This window comes from Chitinophaga caseinilytica, assembly GCF_038396765.1.
Lineage (GTDB): Bacteria > Bacteroidota > Bacteroidia > Chitinophagales > Chitinophagaceae > Chitinophaga > Chitinophaga caseinilytica.
The window spans coordinates 3,136,684-3,154,089 of the sequence record NZ_CP150096.1 but is presented as its reverse complement, the minus strand read 5'-3'; the positions used below and the strand labels follow the sequence as shown (position 1 = coordinate 3,154,089).

Annotated in this window: 9 protein-coding genes; 5 read left to right on the top strand and 4 right to left on the bottom strand. The window is 55.3% G+C overall.

The features are described 5' to 3' along the window. Window positions 1-70: 70 nt before the first annotated feature. The 3 genes from WJU22_RS13060 to WJU22_RS13050 form a co-directional block, all read right to left on the bottom strand. A complete protein-coding gene (locus WJU22_RS13060; RefSeq protein ID WP_341843675.1) occupies window positions 71-2,380 on the bottom strand; it encodes a GH92 family glycosyl hydrolase in 2,310 nt (769 codons plus the stop codon). 19 nt (window positions 2,381-2,399) lie between these two features. Further along, complete coding sequence (locus WJU22_RS13055) at window positions 2,400-5,909, bottom strand: glycoside hydrolase family 38 C-terminal domain-containing protein (RefSeq protein ID WP_341843674.1); 3,510 nt, start codon at window positions 5,907-5,909, stop codon at window positions 2,400-2,402. A 317-nt stretch (window positions 5,910-6,226) separates the two neighbouring features. Beyond that, window positions 6,227-6,646 (bottom strand): DUF3592 domain-containing protein, encoded by a 420-nt coding sequence (locus tag WJU22_RS13050; protein WP_341843673.1) that lies wholly within the window; start codon window positions 6,644-6,646, stop codon window positions 6,227-6,229. Window positions 6,647-6,967: 321 nt separating this feature from the next. Between WJU22_RS13050 and WJU22_RS13045 the strand changes: the two genes are divergently transcribed. Further along, complete coding sequence (locus tag WJU22_RS13045) at window positions 6,968-8,593, top strand: glycoside hydrolase 43 family protein (RefSeq protein ID WP_341843672.1); 1,626 nt, start codon at window positions 6,968-6,970, stop codon at window positions 8,591-8,593. Window positions 8,594-8,745: 152 nt separating this feature from the next. Here WJU22_RS13045 and WJU22_RS13040 read toward each other — a convergent pair whose 3' ends face one another. Then, window positions 8,746-9,360, bottom strand: coding sequence for an RNA polymerase sigma-70 factor (locus tag WJU22_RS13040; RefSeq protein ID WP_341843774.1), 615 nt, complete (start codon window positions 9,358-9,360; stop codon window positions 8,746-8,748). A gap of 112 nt (window positions 9,361-9,472) precedes the next feature. Here WJU22_RS13040 and WJU22_RS13035 point away from each other — a divergent pair, with 112 nt between their 5' ends. The 4 genes from WJU22_RS13035 to WJU22_RS13020 all read left to right on the top strand — a co-directional run bounded on the left by WJU22_RS13035 (window position 9,473) and on the right by WJU22_RS13020 (window position 17,324). Continuing rightward, on the top strand, window positions 9,473-10,435 hold the full coding sequence (locus WJU22_RS13035) for a FecR family protein (RefSeq protein WP_341843671.1): 963 nt from the start codon (window positions 9,473-9,475) through the stop codon (window positions 10,433-10,435). Window positions 10,436-10,654: 219 nt separating this feature from the next. Continuing rightward, window positions 10,655-13,843, top strand: a complete 3,189-nt coding sequence (locus WJU22_RS13030; RefSeq protein WP_341843670.1) for a TonB-dependent receptor — start codon at window positions 10,655-10,657, stop codon at window positions 13,841-13,843. Window positions 13,844-13,860: 17 nt separating this feature from the next. Continuing rightward, window positions 13,861-15,474: a RagB/SusD family nutrient uptake outer membrane protein gene (locus WJU22_RS13025; protein ID WP_341843669.1), complete on the top strand. Its 1,614-nt coding sequence runs from the start codon at window positions 13,861-13,863 to the stop codon at window positions 15,472-15,474. 62 nt (window positions 15,475-15,536) lie between these two features. Then, the gene (locus WJU22_RS13020; protein ID WP_341843668.1) at window positions 15,537-17,324 is read left to right on the top strand and encodes an alpha-L-fucosidase; all 1,788 of its coding nucleotides are present in this window, start codon (window positions 15,537-15,539) and stop codon (window positions 17,322-17,324) included. Window positions 17,325-17,406 lie beyond the last annotated feature (82 nt).

The following is a 17,406-nucleotide window of genomic DNA, read 5'->3' as shown; positions in this document are numbered from 1 at the left end:
CTGGTTTCCGGGTTAAAAATAGGAAAAAAGCGGATTCGGAGGTAACGGGCACGTTCCTGAGCCACCCTTTTTACATCGGCGCCGTCCCCCAGTTCTCATTAGGCAGCGGCCCCATTTCCAACACCAGCTTCCCGCCGCTCACGATATCCCTGAACAGGATTTTAGGGCGATTGAGCGGCTTTCCGTTCAGGGTGGCGGATTGGATGTAGATGTTCTCCCTGGAATTATTGCGCGCTTCGATGACGAACTCGCCGCCCTTATAATATTTCGGGTCGAGGCGGATGCGGATTCTGGTGAACAACGGACTGGTGAGATCAAGCTCGGGCTCCGTTTCCGTGCCGCCGCGCATCTCGAACAGTCCCATCGCGCTCATCACGAACCAGCCGCCCATCTGGCCTTCATCTTCATCGCCCTCCCAGCCCTGATAAGGCGTATCGCCATAGAAAACCTCCATGATCGCGCGCGACCATTTTTGCGCCAGCCAGGGCTTTCCGGAATAATTGAACAGGAACGCGGGCTGCATGTTGATCTCGTTTCCCTGGTTGATATAGTATTCATGGCGCTCGCCGGTAGTCCGGTCGAGGGCGTGGGCTGCGAATTTATGCGCGACCGATTTTTCAAACCCGTCGTTCAGCCGCTGGTTGAGCAGGTCTTTCCCCATCAGGCCTACCAGGCCATGCGCATCGTGTGGCACGTAAAACGAGTACTGCCATCCGTTCCCTTCCACGAACGAATTGTTCGAAAACTCGTCGTAATGCGGCATCCATTTGCCCAGGGAGTCTTTGGGCACTACAAACTTCAGTTCCGGATTGAAAACGTTCCGATAGTTTTGGGAGCGTTTCATGAAGTAATCGTAATCGGTTTTTTTGCCGAGCTTCTTCGCCATCTGCGCAACGCAGTAGTCGTCGAACGCATAGTCCAGGGCTTTGTTGGTCTTGTCGAGCTCATAGGGAACGTAGCCGAAGCGCATGTACTCCTTTAGCCTGGGGTTTCCGGCGCTGCCGCCGTGGATGTTCACGCCTTCGTGCATCATTGTGAATTTCGCCGCCTGGTATACTTTTTCGGCGATGGCTTTGTCTTTGATGATTCCTTTCTGCAGCGCGGCGGCCATCAGCGCAATTTCGTGGGAGCCTTCCATGATGCCGGAGTATTCCAGGCCGGTGGGGCCTTTGCCCGTCCAACCGGTATGTTCGAAAAGCTCGAGCTGGGTGCCGACCCAGTTTTCCATGATTTCCGGGGCAACGAGGCTCAATACGCCGTTGAGGTTCCAGAAGGTATTCCAGAAGGCGTCTCCACCGTAGATGTTTTTACAATATTGCAATGTCCGTACCTGCTCGGAGGGGTCGATGTATTTACCGTTAACGTCGTTCCAGGTTTGTTTGGCGGCGAACACGCGGTACAGGTTGGTGTAGAAATTTTTCCTGTCTGACTCCGTTCCTCCTTCCACCTGGATCGTTGACAGCAGATCGTTCCAACTGGTTTCGGCGTCTATTTTTACCGCTTCGATATTCCAGCCGAAAGGCGCCATTTCCGTTTTCAGGTTCAGGCGCGCCTGTTCAATGCTAACCAGCGACACGCCAGACCGTACATGCACCTGGTCTCCGTTTTTCGTTGTATAAGTTACGAATGCGCCCACATCGCCTTTTCCTGCAACCTCGCGGGTGTTCCGTTCCAGTTTACGGCCGGTCCAGCCGTTAAAAGACTGAAACGGTTTATCGAATTGCAGCACAAAACACAGCTTGTAGTTGTTGAAGCCACCGGATTCCGACTCCGCATATCCTTCGATCTCCGTATCCGAAACTTTCGTGATGCGTGCGTCTTTTACATTGAAATCGTATTCTGCGGGGAACTGCAGATCGATGAGGACCCGCGATTCCTGCTTCTCCGGAAACGTATAGCGTTGCAGGCCGCATCGGGCGGTAACCGCCATTTCCGCTTGAACGTCATGATCGTACAGGTAAACGGAATAATATCCGGGTGATGCTTTCTCTGTTTCCTTCTGTATCCGGGAATGGTAGCCGGCACCAGCGCCTTTGTAGGGCGCGTCCGCAGGCTCATCAGTAAATACGAGATCCGCCGTGGTGGGCATGATGCGAAGGCCGGCCATCGTCCAGGCATGGAGGTGACTGAAGCCGTTTACGCTGTTGATGGCGTACTCATATCCGGCCATCCAGTTGTAGCCCTGGTTGGCACCCTGGTTGTCTGGCCCCAGCTGGATCATGCCGTAGGGGCGCGTGGCATAGGGGCCCAGCATCCAGCGGGAATTTGAGGTCCCGGTGAAAACGTCCACATATCCGACGGGGCGCTTTTCCTGCGCAAACCCCAGTGTTCCGGCCAATTGCGCGAGGCAAAGCAAAAGGAAGCTTCGTTTCATTTTCATGGATGAATGGCTATGATTTTTATTCGACGATAAGCGTGGTGAGGCCGTAAGGCAGCAAATTGATGTCTGTCCCTGTTTCCTCCCCCGGCGTTTCATCTGCGATGCAAGTCCGGATGGAAGCAGGTTTGAAAGAAGGAAAATGGAGCCGCACTTTTTCGGGGGCCGGGGAAACCGACCGGAGCCGGATGATCATGGATTTGCCATCCGCTGCCGTTTTTACGATCGAAATGAAAACCTTCTCATTGTCTACCCCTACCAACTGCCCTATCTTAACATTTTCCCGGACAGGCGCCACCACCAAAGGCTGCGCCTGCTCCAGCCCGAAGCGGTTAGCTTTTACAGCGTCGTAAGCATGTAGATGCGGGAGCATCCGGTAACGGAACCGGACCTTCCCTTCCTGGAACAGCGGAAAATTGGTGTGCCAGTGATTGTTCAGCGCCCAGGAATACACGGTGGAGCTCAGCGGCAAACGCGCTATCCATTCCGGCGAATGAAACGCGCCGCCGATTATGTTGGCGGTCATGCCTCCGCTTTCAAAAATCGGCGCGTCCAAAGAAGCCCAGGTTACGCCTTTCTCCCCGTTCGAGATATCCAGCCAGCGTTGAAGCCCCATCCAGTTGCGGTTCGCAGCGGGTAATTGGTCCACTTCCATTTCTACCACGCCAAAGGGAATATCCATCCGCGTGCGGCCATCCGGCACGTTGAACGCGAACCCGAAGTGGATGCCTTCTTTCCGGGTGGTGGCTACCTTATCTACCCAGTTTTCAATTTCGATTTCCGCCTGGCCCGCCACCACGCGCACTTCGCGTGTCAGTGCATTGCATCCGTCTGCCTGCGATTCCACGAGGATGGAAGCTACCAGCGGCCCGTTTTCCTTAATCGACAACCGGACGTTCGAAGGCCCGGTTCCCTTCGCGCTGACATTTGGCCCGGATTGCACCGCACCGTCCGCGTTCGCCGCATATTGCGGACCGCTCGCTACCTGCTTCCCGCTTCCCAATAAATACCGGAAACTGTTGACTTTGCTGGCATCCGTATCGTTCACGAATTCCTCTCCTTTTTTATCCTTAATGCTGACGATGTCGCCGGTAGCAGGGTCCAGCACGATGCGATGCACGCCGTTATCGAGCACATTCCCTTTCGCCATTTTCATTTTCGGTCCCGCTGCGGCACGGGTGCTTAATTTATAGTTTTTCGCACCGTAGGCGGGGATGCCGCTGGCCATGAACACCAGTTCGCCCGTGCTCAGCCGCTGTGTGCTCACCGCCCTTCCCTGCTCATCCCACACGGATAAAATCCCTTTGCTTTGGCTGCCGGAAAGTGTGACCAGCCCGCTTCTCGGCCAGGCCAGCGTATTGAAGACCGCCACAGTTTCAGACGATTCGGCGGCTACCGGTTGCAGCGACTGTGCAAGCTGGCGGATGCTCCCTTCCTCAGCATTCCGGAAGAAAGCCTGCTTCCCTTTCCAGATGGCGTTTTGCATATCTTCCTGGTTGGGGTTCATGTAGCACCAGGTATGCTCTGAGCCCATCAACACATTCCGCCAGGCCTCGTCCATCGCTGCGCGGGGTGCTTTTTCGCCGCGGCGCAGCATCGACCAGAGCACATCTGCTTGTATCAGTCGCTCTTTTGCATTGCGGTTCATGCCCGTTTCCTTTGCCGCCGAGCCCAGGCCATCCGTCCAGTATTCCGTGAAATCGCCGCGGTACGTGGGGATCACGTCACCGTATTTCTTTTCAAAGGCAGACATAATGCCGGTGGAACTGGAAATCACCAACCGGGGATAGGCGTATTCCTCATTCCAGCTTTTGACGGCGTCGGGAAGATCGGCGTCGATGGGCGTATTGTCGGCCATCGCCCAGGTCATGGGAAACAGATCGTAAGGATAGTCCGCATCCTGCTCCAGCTCCTTCAGTTTCGGCCATAAGTAGCCGTCAATAAAGTGGTCGCGCGGGCGGTCGGTTTTCACGATCTGGATGAGTTTTGACGGATCTTTCTGTCCGGCCATCAACGGCCAGAACATGTACCCTTTTGCCCTTGCGCCGGGGGTATAATCGCCGGGCTGGAGGAACAGGACTTTCGAAACCCCGTCTTGCCCGATCCACCAGAACGGCTTGAAATTCACTTTATCGGCCAGTCCCGTCCTGTCTGACCCATTAAAAGGCGCAAACACATATTTGATCCCGAACTGCGCCGCCATGGGCACGATCCCCCATGTCATTCCGGGAACATCCACTTGCACGATGGTGCGCACGGGAACGCCGGTGATCTTTTCCATCCGCTTCGCTTCGCCGAAAAAACCCGGGAACTCTTCATCTGCCGTAACGCTCGTATTATCGTTGATGTACCCCGCATCCAGGTGAATGTAGCCTTTGCGGATAGCATCGAACAGATCGGCCTTCTCGTCGGCCGACGCGTCTTTCAGATAGCGCTCTACCGGCCAGATCACTTCCGGGTTCCAGAGATATCTGGCGCCATCGGGATAGTTGGCCGTTTGTTTGGCCAGTTGGATGGCGTTGACGAGGTTCCGTTTATGGATGATCTCCACGTTCTCGTGCGTATTGGTATAACCGATGTCTACATGCGAATGCGGATAAATGTAAACGGTCCATTGCCTTTGTTTGGGAAGGATGAACGATTTCCGCATCACCCGCTTGCCCGCCTTGAGCTGCACGAACACCTGGATCTCTTTGTTGACCCCTACGCCGGAAGGCAGCACGAGCTTTGCGGATTCGTAGCCGTATTTATTGAACGGCAGCGAAGCGGTTTCCTTCCGCCCGTCTACCACCACTTCGATTTCCGAAGCCGCATACAAGCTGTTCCCCGAAAAATCCAGCGTCACTTCCCGGCCGGGCTTCCCATCTTTGCAGTAGCGGTAAATGCTCGTGGACGTGCAATTAAAGTCTTGCGGAAACGGCAGCTCCGCTTCATTCAGTTTCTTTTCCGATTCGAATTTCACTTCGCTCAGCCCGAAAACATTGCCGCCCCAGTTGGATTCCGCCGCGATGATAACTGCTTTCAAAGGCGAAGCGGCGTGGATGTCGATTTTTGAAGCTTTTCCGTTGAGGGACCTGGCTTCCGGCAGCTCAAACCCTTTCAGCAGCTGCCAATGCTGCCCGTCGGTGGTGCCGTACACTTTGGTTGCCCGGAACCCGCGGTTGGTGAGCCTTTCCTGGTTGTGGTTCCAGATCAGCAGGGAACTGAAGGCTTTGGGCGACGAAAAATCGAACCGCACCCAGGCCGGGAATGCGGGCACGCCCGCGGCCGGACTGGTGGCTGCCGGCTGTAAAGCGGTGTGCCACATGGTGGAGGCGCTGCCGTTGTTATCGTGGAGGCTGTCTTGCAGACCGGAGCCGTCTGTGAGGTGCCCCACGTTTTGATCGGCGCCGAAAGTGCCCGAGGCATTCAACCGGATCTCGCTTGGTCGCACTTGCTGAACGATGCTGTAGACGCGCTCCTGCGCGGATATGTTTCCGCAAAAGAGTGCCATCGCTGCTGTCAAAGACATGCAGGCATGCAGTTTTTTCATTTCCATGTTGTATTCTTAATTCACAGGGTTTGCTAATCCGCGGGCTGTTGCTGCGTTACGCAATGTACCATGCCTCCGTTGCATAGCGGTTCCTGACATCGGTCCCCACTACCGTTAAGCGTTATTCTACTGCACTTTCGCCGAAAATTGGATGCTGATTCAAATCACACTGGTTTTTCAAATGTATGTACATATGTACATATAAGCAAGCGTTTCTTCATTTTTTTTGCACCGGACAGCGATCAGGTACCTCATCTACCAAACGAAAAAAGCCGGAGACAAATGGGGCGCCTGCGGTTGCGCGCTGTTGAAGGAAGTCAGGTATAGCCGCCATCCGCCTGCACCATTTCATGGATCTTGTACACGGCGAAAAACACGAACAGCAACAGCGCGATGGAAAATATCAACATCAACCAGTACCCTCTTTTCTCCGCCACAACGATCTTATCGGTTTTTTCCGGGAGGTATTTTACCGGAACGGAATCTCCGGTCCTGTATTTCCCGTATTTGGCCACAAAGTCCGCGGTATGGTACTGGCCAGGAATGATGCTGCCATATCTCACATGCACCCTGTCTGTTGCCGGGCCCCGCTGGTAGCGGGTGGTCTTGATGCTCGTTACGATGCCGGAAGTGGAGATACCATTCCTTCTGATCCGCTCCTCCAGCCGGATATAGCGGACCGTTTTTAACAGCGGCAAAGTGCCGATCAAAATAATCAGGATAAAAAGGAATACCATACCGTTACAGCGGTTTATTCGTTTTGGGGATGTTAAAGTGTGCAGTACCTGCTCTAAAGTTACATATTTTCAACAATTGGCAGAACGGTGCTCCCCGCCTTTGCCGGCCCTGGCAACCGGTGCTATTTTTACCTGATGGATTCGTTGGCCGCCCCATGAAGCCCCCGCTTTTCACCCGCCCTCTGCAAATAAACCATCTGAAAATATCAATATTGTTGCAACAAGAACCATCCCCGTTCTTCACCTTTGAACATCTCAAATGCTACTCACAACATACAAAGCCGCGATTCAGCAACGCGCGCTTCTGCGGAAACAACGATCATGAAAAAAACACTCTTTATGTTACTGGCAGGCGTTTGCCTGGCAGGCCAACCACTGATGGCACAACAGCCACCGAAAGCCTACACCGCAGACAACGGCGACGGCACTTTCAAAAACCCTTTCCTCTGGGGCGACTGGCCCGATCCGGACGTGATCCGCGTCGGCGAGTATTTCTACTTCGTGTCTACCAGCATGCACTATGTGCCCGGGAGCCCTATCCTCCGCTCCAAAGACCTGGTGAACTGGGAAATGGCCGGCTATGCACTCGACCGCTATAACGACGACCCGAAATTCGACATGCAGGGCGGCACCATGTACCTCAACGGTTCCTGGGCCAATACGATCCGGCATCACAACGGCAACTTCTATGTCGGTTTTTGTACGCCGGATGGTTGGGGGGCCGACAGCGGCCGGTTCTCGATGTGCGTGGCCAAAGATGTGAAAGGCCCCTGGAAGCGGACCATCTTCCCACAATACCTCTACGACCCGGGCCTGTTCTTCGACGACAACGGGCGCGTGTACGTGGTGCATGGTTCCGGGACGCTGTATCTGACGGAGCTGAACGCCGATGCGCTGTCGGTGAAACAACCATTTGATACGATCCCCATCTGGCGGGGGCGCATCCGCCGGCCCGAGGGCTCCACGGCGCCTTATCCGGCTTATGGCATGGAAGGTTCGCACATGTATAAGATCAATGGGTATTATTATATCACCAACCCCGCGGGCGGTACGGAGGGATGGCAAGTTTGTTTGCGCAGCAAAAACATTACCGGTCCGTACGAAAGCAAAGTCATCTACCAGGACGAAAGCTCTTATCCCAACAACGGCCTCCACCAGGGCGGCATGGTGCAGTTGCAGAACGGCGACTGGTGGTTCATCATCATGCAAGACCGTGGCCCCATCGGCCGGGTACCGCATCTGTTGCCGGTGAACTGGGTAGACGGTTGGCCCATCCTCGGCGAAAACGGCAAGGGATACGCATCCGGCAAAAAACCGGACCTCGGTAAGAATTTTCCCGTCGTGGTGCCCGCCACGTCTGACGAGTTCAATCATGTGAAACTGGGATTGCAGTGGCAGTGGAACCATAACCCGGACAACAGCAAATGGTCGTTGAAGGAGCGGAAAGGGCATCTGCGGCTGAAGGCTTCTTTCGCCGAAGACCTCAAGACCGCCCGCAACACGCTTACGCAAAGGGTGCAGGGCCCTGCATCGGAAGGCATCGCCGAAATAGACGCAAGCGGCCTGAAACCAGGAAATGTGGCAGGTTTCGGGATCTTCGAATTTCCGTACGCCTATATCGCCATCCGTAAAGAAGCCGGTAGCAATACGCTCATCATGGTGAACGACGGCAAAGTGATCGACAGCATCCCGCAATTTGCGCCGTCAAAAATCTGGATCAAAGCGCATGCAACCGATCAGCAATTTCTCGCAACGTTCTCCTACAGTATTAATGGACGCGATTTCCAGCAGTTCGGCAATACGTTAAAAATGGACCTTGGCCTTGTGTGGACCGCCAACCGGTTTGCGCTGTTCAATTTCAGCACCACGAAGGAAGGCGTAGATGGATATATGGATGTGAACTGGTTTCATTTTACAGGGGAAAATCCGGCGCCTGCCAGGCCATGATCTGCAAACACGATATCCGTTTTCAACGTATACGCCACGCCAGCAGGGACCGCGATGCACCCGGATTACAATTAACCATCAATTGAAAATGAAATTTCCCGCTGCCAGGCCAACAATTCGGCCTGGCAGCTTTTTTTCAGGGCCAGCAAAAGTTATCGGAAGAGGAGCAACAACAGCAGCAATAACCCCGTATCGTTCAACTGCAAGCGCAGCAGCCGGAGCGCCTTGCCCACGTGCTTTTCCACCGTATTCACGGATACTTTCAATATCCCGGCGATCTCCTTGTACGACAATCCCTCGTACCTGCTCAGTAAAAACGCTTCCCGGCATTTGTCGGGCAATTGCGCGATCGCTTTGCGGATACTTATTTCCAGTTCCTTCTCCTCGAGCTGATGATCGATTTCCGTGTGGGGCGATTGCAACAATCGCATTTGCTGATGGTGCGACGCATGCAGCAAATCGGTCTTGATAATGTCGAGCACCTTGTTGCGCAGCGCGGTAAACAGGTAGCCGGATAAATTCCCCGCATGCCTGATGGCGTCTTTCTTCAGAAATAAACCAATGAAAACTTCCTGCACCACCTCTTTCGCTTCTTCTTTCGATTGAAGCCGCTTGTAGGCCGCGTTGAGCAACGGCAGCGCATACCGGTCGTAAATGGCGTCGAACGCTTCTTCCTTTCCCGCAAGCAGCATCCGGAAAAGCTCGTCCTCGTTATATGTTGGTGTATGGTTGATAATAAAGCGTATGTCTCCTGCAAACGTAACCATATTCAGCACGGGCCGGTAATATTATTTTCACATAAAGTGGATGAAATTTGATTATCCGTTTTTTGAGTGGCGGTAAGCCTTTTGTGGATCGTTAAGTATAGAAAGCGCCTACATGGATAATGATCATTTATTGATCCTGATCGAAAAATATTTGAACGGAGAAGCCACACCGGCCGAACAACGATGGGTCGAAAACTGGTACGCATCTTTCGACCAAACGGAAAATTGGCTGGAAGCACAATCGGAGGAATCCGCACAGGTCCGGCAGGAACTGAAGCAATCGATCGGTGAGCGCATCGCCGGTATCCGGCAGTTGGACAGTCTGCACGAGCAGGTGTTCACACCCCGCATCCGCCCCTATTGGAAATGGGCGGCGGCCGTGCTGGTGCTCGTTGGCAGCGCCGCAGCGTTCCTTTACCTGCGGCCCCGGGCGAAAGAAATGGAGGTTTGGGTGGCGATCGACAAGCCCCGTACGGCGGCGTTGCCAGACGGTTCCGTCGTAAGCCTGCAACCGGGCAGTACCATCCGTTTCGAGAAAAAGTTTTCCGGGAAGCAGCGGGAAGTTTCGCTGGAAGGGAACGCCAGTTTCGACGTAGCCGCCGCCAGCATTCCGTTTGTGGTGATCACGGGGAACGTGGCCACCCAGGTGCTGGGCACCGTTTTCCATATTGTGTCGTTCCCGGGAACGGACAGTTTGACGGTGACGGTTTTGGAAGGGAAGGTAAGAGTGAGCAGAGACCGCCAGGTGCTGGGCACCCTCGCCGCGGGCGACCGGCTGCTTTCCGCGAACGGCAACGCGTCGCGGTTCAAATTAAGCCGCCCTCAACTGGAGGAACTGGAGAACGGGGAATTGCAGTTCGACAAGCAATCACTGGCAGAAATCATGGCCATCTTCGGGCAATGGTACGGATATACGATTCAGACGACCGACAACAACATCCTGCAGCAACAATTTACCGGCAGCTTCAACAGGAGCGCGCCGCTGGAAGAACTACTCAGCATTATATGTGATGTGAACAATATTAATTACCACGTAAACAAACAACAAAAACGAATCACGCTCAGCAGGGATTAACGACCGCTGGCACCAGCAACATTCACGACAAGAGAAAAAACTAAACGGAACGAGAAAGCCGCCCTGTGGTCAGACAAGGCGGCCGGAATTCGAGTTCTATTTGCGTAACAAACAAACCCTTACAAATCTATGCAATTTCATGGAAATGAAATGGCACGGGCAGCTTTTGTGCCACGGGCACCGCTGCGTTGTGCTGTCAACCAAAATTTTTTAGCGTTCATGCGGATCTCCACCTTACTCATCGCGCTATTCGCCGCCACTTTTTCCACGTTAAAAGCGGAAAACGTTTCCGCCCAGCGGCTGAAAGAACTCAAGCTCACGCTTAAAGCCGGGAACGAGCCCCTGCTGCAGGTATTGCGCCGGATAGAAAAAGCGACCCCGCTGCGCTTCGCCTACAACGCTTCGCAGGTGAACGGCGACCAACTGGTGACCGCCTCCTTCCACGACACGCCGCTGGAAGATGTGCTGAACGCCCTGCTGCTCCAGCGCCGCTACGCCTGGAAGGAAAAAGGGAACAACATCCTTATCTTCCCCAGCGCGCAACCGGTTAAAATATCCGCGGATTCCGTGCTGGTAAGGGGCCGCATCCTCGACCAGGCCGAGCCCCCGCAACCCATCCCCGGCGCTACCGTTTCCGTAAAAGGAACGCCCCGCGGCATGATAGCCGACCCCGACGGTTATTTCGAGATTAAAGCCAGCGCCAATGAAGTGCTCGTTTTCTCCATGATCGGCTACAAACCCCGGGAACACACCGTTATCGCCGGCCAGCGCAACCTCACCATCTCCCTCGCGGAAAACGTGAGCAGCCTCAACGAGCTCGTGGTAACAGGGTTCACGGAACAAAAAGTAAAACACATGGCCAGCTCCGTAGGTACGGTAAACCTGGCCAACCTGAACAATAAACCCATCACACAGCTGTCGCAGGCCCTGCAGGGCGGCGTTACCGGTATCAACGTTTCCCAGGGCTCCGGCCTGCCCGGTGGCGACGCCGCCGCTATTAAAATTCGCGGTGTAGGCACCTTCCTCAGCTCAGACCCGCTCGTGCTGGTAGACGGCGTTCCGTTCGACATGAACAAGCTCGACCCCAATACCATCGAAAGCATTTCCGTGCTCAAAGACGCCGCAGCAGCGTCCGTTTACGGCGCCAGGGCGGGCAACGGCGTGATCCTCATCACCACCAAAAGAGGCGTGCCCGGCGTGGTCAGCCTCCAGTACAACGGGTACGCAGGCTTCCAGACGCCCACCTTCACCCCCGATTTCGTGGATGCGGCCACTTATATGCGCATGACCAACGAAGCCCTGAAAAACAACGGCGGCGACCCGCTGTATTCCGATGACGCCATCCGGCAAACGGCCGACAAATCGGACCCCGTGCGCTACCCGGACACGCGCTGGCGCGATGAGGTCGTTCGGAAGAAATCTTCCATCCAGCAGCATTCCATTTCCGTATCGGGCGGCAACAGCGCCGCGCGGTTCGCACTCACGGCCAACTACCTCAGCCAGCAGGGCATGGTCAATAATTCCTCGTTCAACCGTGCGAACGTTAGGGCCAACACCAGCGTAGACCTCAGCAAGAACATCGTGGTGTTCATGGACCTCTTCGCCTCGCGCGACGAGCAGAAGGAGCCCTACGCGCTGGGGCGCGGCACCGGCGGCATTTTGAGCTGGGTGTACACGGCGCCCCCGAACCTGGCGTCCAAATTCCCCGATAAACCGGAAAGGCCCGGATATACTTACTACGGCACCTACGGCGAAAGCTGGAACCCCGTCGCCAATGCAGAAAGAGGCGGCCTCATCAACCGGATCAGGGACGAAGTGCTCATCAACCTCCGGCCCAAATGGGAACTGCTGCCGGGATTGCTCCTGAAAGGACAATTCAGCTACCGCGTTTCCTCCGGCAGCGACAAGCAAAACCGCGACGCCTATCTTTTCTTCGATTATTTCACCGACCAGAAAACAGGGCGCGACTTCACCGATATCAAATCCGCCAGTCCCAGCAACCGCTCCAGCTATTACTACACCGGCGGTAACCTCGATTACACGAAAACATTCGGGAAGCACCGCCTGAACGTGATCGGCGGATACTCGAAGGAAATGAACAATTCCGACGCGTGGACGGAAAAAACGCTCACCTCCGTTTTCGGAAAGGCGAATTACAGCTTTAATGATAAATATCTGCTGGAAGCGGGCATCAGGCGGGATGGCTCGTCGCTCTTCGCGCCGGGCAAAAAATGGGGCAATTTCCCCTCCATTGCCGCGGGATGGAACGTGGGCAACGAGGATTTCATGCAATCCCTCACCTTCCTCGACCAATTCAAAATCCGCGCGTCGTACGGCAAACTGGGCAATAACGAAATCGGCGCCTATAAGTACCAATCTACCATCGACGCCGGCAGCGGCAATGAAACCACTTTCGGCAACCCGGACATCACCTGGGAGAAAATCGGCATCCTGGACATCGGTACAGACATCAGTTTGTTTAAAAACAAGCTGGACGTAACGTTCGACTGGTACAACAAAAAAACGACCGACCTCATCCTCTATCCCCAACCCAGCCTCACTTCCGGCATCAGCAGCGCGCCCGTCAATATCGGCAGCATGAAGAATACCGGATGGGAAGTGAAGTTCTCCTACAACGCAGACCTCGCCAAAGATCTCAATATCGCGTTCAACGTGGGGTATTCGCATAACAAATCCACCCTGCTGAAACTGGCGCAGGCCAAACCGCTGATCGACGGTACCACCATCAACGAGAAAGGCGGCTTGCTGTACGAATACTTCGGTTTCAAAAGCATGGGGCTCCTCCAGCAGGGAGACATCGAAAAAGGCGTGCCCATCATCCAGGGGCAGGCTGCCGGTGATATCCGGTATGCCGATACCGACGGTAACGGCGTCATCAATGACAACGACAAAGTGAAACTCGGCAATTCGACCCCCTACAACACCTGGTTCACCAGTGTTTCCCTCAAATGGAAGCGTTTCGATTTCGAGACCATGGTAACCGGCATCGGGCAGGTGGTTTCCTTCTACAACGGCAGAATGGCCATTCCGTTCAACGCTGCCGGAGAAGGCGGTACGCCGCTGACCTGGCACCTGGACTACTGGACGCCCGAAAACCCCGGCGCCCGCTTCCCGCGGCTGTTGCCCTCCCCCGGCCCCAATGAGAAATTTTCCGATTTCTGGGCCGTTAACGGTGCCTTTGCCCGCGTGAAATACGTGCAGCTCGGTTATAACATTCCCATGGCCACTTCCGGGCCGCTCCGGATCAAAGGCGTGCGCGTTTACCTGAATACCCAGAACCCGTTCACCTTCAGCAAAAGGGAAGTCGGCGACCCCGAAAGCAAGGGCGACCAGTCTACCTACCCGGTCATGAAAATGTACACCGCCGGCCTGAACGTTACTTTCTGATCCACAAACTACCATTCATGAAAAGGAATTCAATCATACTGTTATCGATACTATTCGCCATTCCTTTCTTTGCCGCCTGCAAGAAGGACTTCCTCGTGCGCGACAACCCTACCGCCACTACCGACGAAAAATGGTGGAAACTGGAAACCGATCTGCAAAGCGCCCTGGGCGGCATTTACGCCGGCCTGCCCACCGGTTCCCTCGGCAATTACGATTATATGGCGAACTGCAGGATGCACCTCGCCGGAACTACCGACGAAGCGGTATTCCGCGGGAATTACGGCGATTGGCAAACCTATCCCGTAGGCCTGGCCACCAGCCAGACCAGCTCGGTGCACGAAATCTACAAGAACAACTACCTCTTCATCCGCAAAGCCAGCCGTTTCCTCGAAAACTACAATCGCGCTTATGTGGAAGATGCGAACCGCAAAAACCGCTACGCCTGCGAAGCCCGCGCCCTCCGCGCCTGGTACCACCTCGACCTGTTCCTGCTCTACGGCCCCATCCCCATCGTGAACCATTCGCTGTCGCCCAACGAACAGTTCGCTAAGCGCAGCTCCCGCGAGGAAGTGATCGCTTTCATCGCAGCGGAGCTTGATACCGCCGCGGCCGGTCTGCCAGCCACCTACTCCGAGGCCGACGCCTACCGCATGAGCAAAGGCACCTGCTATGCCCTGCAAACCATGCTGTACCTCAATGCCGGCGATTATGCCAAATGCGCGGAAGCCGCCAAAAAGGTCATCGACCTGAACGTATATGAGCTGTATCACAGCACCGACGCGGCTGTCGGCAACTATGCCTCCCTCTTTTCCTATAGCGGCATGATCAATAAGGAAAGGATATTTTTCCGCGTAAGGGGGCAGAAGGAAGCGTTTTTCCGGTTCGGGCCCAAAAGCCTTAGCGGACAGGCCACAACGAGCCCCACCGCCGCGATCGTGAACACATACGAAACGCTGCAGGGCAAAACGATCAATGAACTGGGGCCAGACAGCATCGCTATCTACCAGGCCGACCCGGCGTTCAAGAACAACCGCGATCCCCGTTTAGCGGCCAGCGTGCTCCTTCCCGGAGAAACGTTCGTGAACAGGAAACTGGAGCCGTTTAAAGTAGGCAGCCCCGACCAGATCGGCCTCACCCAATCCACCCAAACCGGTTTCTGGATCAAAAAATACCTCGACCCGCAGGATGCAGGAACGCCCTGGGAAGGATCGCTCAACTTCATGATCATCCGGTATGCGGAAGTGCTGCTCAGTTACGTGGAAAGCCTCGTGGAAATGAACGACTGGCAAAACCCCGATGTGGTACGTTATCTCAATATGGTACGGTCGCGCGCGGGAATGCCTGATGTGGACGTGAGCCGGTACAATTCTCAGGCGAGCCTGCGGCAGCTGGTGCGCCGGGAAAGACAGGTGGAACTGGCTTTCGAAGGGCAGCGGCTGTTCGACATCCGCCGCTGGAAAACCGCGGAAATCGTCCTGAACGAGCCCGCCAAAGGCGCGATAGACCCTGCTACCGGCAAGGCTGTCATCATCGAGCAAAGGAAGTTCAACGCGGCCCGGGACTACGTTTGGCCGATCCCGCTGGTAGAATTGAACGCGAACCCGAATATGGAGCAGAACCCGAACTGGTAACAGCACTTTATCAATCAGTAATGAAATTGACTTACATAGCGAATACGATGGGAAAAAACTTTTTGAAGACGTGCCTGCTCGGCGGGATGCTGCTTTCCGGATATGCAACGTTCGCACAGGCGGGCGGCGGGCTGAAAGCCAATGCGGCAGAGCCGGAAGCGATCCGGGACGCGCGCATGCGCTGGTTCCGCGACGCACACTTCGGGATGTTCGTGCACTGGGGGCTCTACAGCGCCGCCGCCGGTGAATGGAACGGAAAGGATTACGAAGGATGCGTGGAATGGATACAAAACATGGCCAACGTTCCGGCCGCGGTTTATGAAAAACAGCTCACGCCGCTGTTCCGGCCAAAGCCCGGTTTTGCGCGGGAATGGGCGAAAACGGCCAAAGAAGCCGGTTGCCGGTACGTCATCTTCACCACCCGCCACCACGAAGGCTTTGCGCTGCACGACAGTAAAACCACTACGTTCGATGGGAAAGACGTTACCGGCCGCGACCTCATGCGGGAAATCGTGAACGCCCTCCACGAGCAGGGGTTGCGCGTGGGCGTGTACTTTTCGCTGCTGGACTGGCACCATCCCGACGCTTATGTAGAGCACGGCATGCCAACGCCCGGCGGTGTAAAAAACGATACCCGCAACAACGCGAACTATGTGGCCTACATGCACCAGCAGGCCGAGGAGATTTTCTCCAATTACGGGCCCATCGACGTGGTTTGGTGGGACTACAGCTCGCAGGAGATCCAGGGTGAGAAATGGGGCGCCAACGCGCTGGTAGACATGGTCAAGAAGCACCATCCCAACATCATCATGAACAACAGGCTGTACCATTTCGACGACAACAGCGATTATACCCGCGCCAACGGCGACCTCGTGACGCCGGAACAGTTCATCCCCGAAACGGGCTATAAAAACATGGACTGGGAATCGTGCATGACCATGAACGGCACCTGGGGCTACAGCAAAAACAATCAGCGCTGGCATACCGATAAGGAACTGGTGCAGAACCTCGTCGACATCGTATCCAAAGGCGGGAATTACCTCCTGAACGTGGGGCCCATGGGCGATGGCACCATCCCCGCCAAAAGCATCGAACTGATGCAGGGCATCGGCGGCTGGATGAAAATGAACGGCGAAGCGATATACGGCTCCCGCGCCAACAGCGTCGGCAAAGTGAACTGGGGGCGGATCACCACCAAACCGGGTAAATATTTCCTGCATATCTTCCATTGGCCGGAAAACAACCGGCTGCACGTGCCCATCGCCCCGGACGCGGGCAGTACGCCACGCGCCTTCGTGCTGGCAGACGCCGCACGCACGCCGCTGCGCACGGAAGTGAACGAGCAGGGCATTTTCATCGATATCGCCCATACAAAACGGAACGAGCTTACCACCGTGATCGAATTGGACGTTACGGGAACTTCCCTCGTTCCCATGGGGATTTTCCCGGAAGCCGACAACGGTTACCGCCTGCATACCGGCGATGCGGTCCTCACGCCGGGCGTAGGGCTTTCGGTGGGCGACAAACCGGTCATTTACAGCTGGACGGCCCTGACAGGTACGGCGACGTGGAACCTCCGGGTGAAGCAACCCGGGAAGTACAAAGTGATCCTCCGGGCGGCTTGCACGGACGAGTCTGCCGGATCGAAAATCGCGGTGACGGCCGGAAAATCCACCCTGACCGGCGTGGTGAAAAGTACCGACAATAACTGGAGCGCTTACCGCGACTGGGACCTCGGTACTGTGAACCTCGCAACGGCGGGCGTGAACGCGATCACGATCAAACCACTGACCAAACCCGGCCTGGGCGTGATGAACCTCCAGGAAGTGCGGCTGGTGCGCGTGAAATAACGAGAGCATTAAAATAGAAAGGGTAGCTGGCCGAAGCGGGTCGGCTACCCTTTTTTGTATTAATTCGCCATTTACGCGAATT

What these genes read in the sequence shown, in the direction of transcription:
- WJU22_RS13060 (WP_341843675.1), bottom strand. Translation starts at nt 2,380, where the DNA reads ATGAAAATGAAACGAAGCTTCCTTTTGCTTTGCCTCGCGCAATTGGCC.
- WJU22_RS13030 (WP_341843670.1), top strand. Translation starts at nt 10,655, where the DNA reads ATGCGGATCTCCACCTTACTCATCGCGCTATTCGCCGCCACTTTTTCC.
- WJU22_RS13025 (WP_341843669.1), top strand. Translation starts at nt 13,861, where the DNA reads ATGAAAAGGAATTCAATCATACTGTTATCGATACTATTCGCCATTCCT.
- WJU22_RS13050 (WP_341843673.1), bottom strand. Translation starts at nt 6,646, where the DNA reads ATGGTATTCCTTTTTATCCTGATTATTTTGATCGGCACTTTGCCGCTG.
- WJU22_RS13045 (WP_341843672.1), top strand. Translation starts at nt 6,968, where the DNA reads ATGAAAAAAACACTCTTTATGTTACTGGCAGGCGTTTGCCTGGCAGGC.
- WJU22_RS13040 (WP_341843774.1), bottom strand. Translation starts at nt 9,360, where the DNA reads ATGGTTACGTTTGCAGGAGACATACGCTTTATTATCAACCATACACCA.
- WJU22_RS13055 (WP_341843674.1), bottom strand. Translation starts at nt 5,909, where the DNA reads ATGAAAAAACTGCATGCCTGCATGTCTTTGACAGCAGCGATGGCACTC.
- WJU22_RS13035 (WP_341843671.1), top strand. Translation starts at nt 9,473, where the DNA reads ATGGATAATGATCATTTATTGATCCTGATCGAAAAATATTTGAACGGA.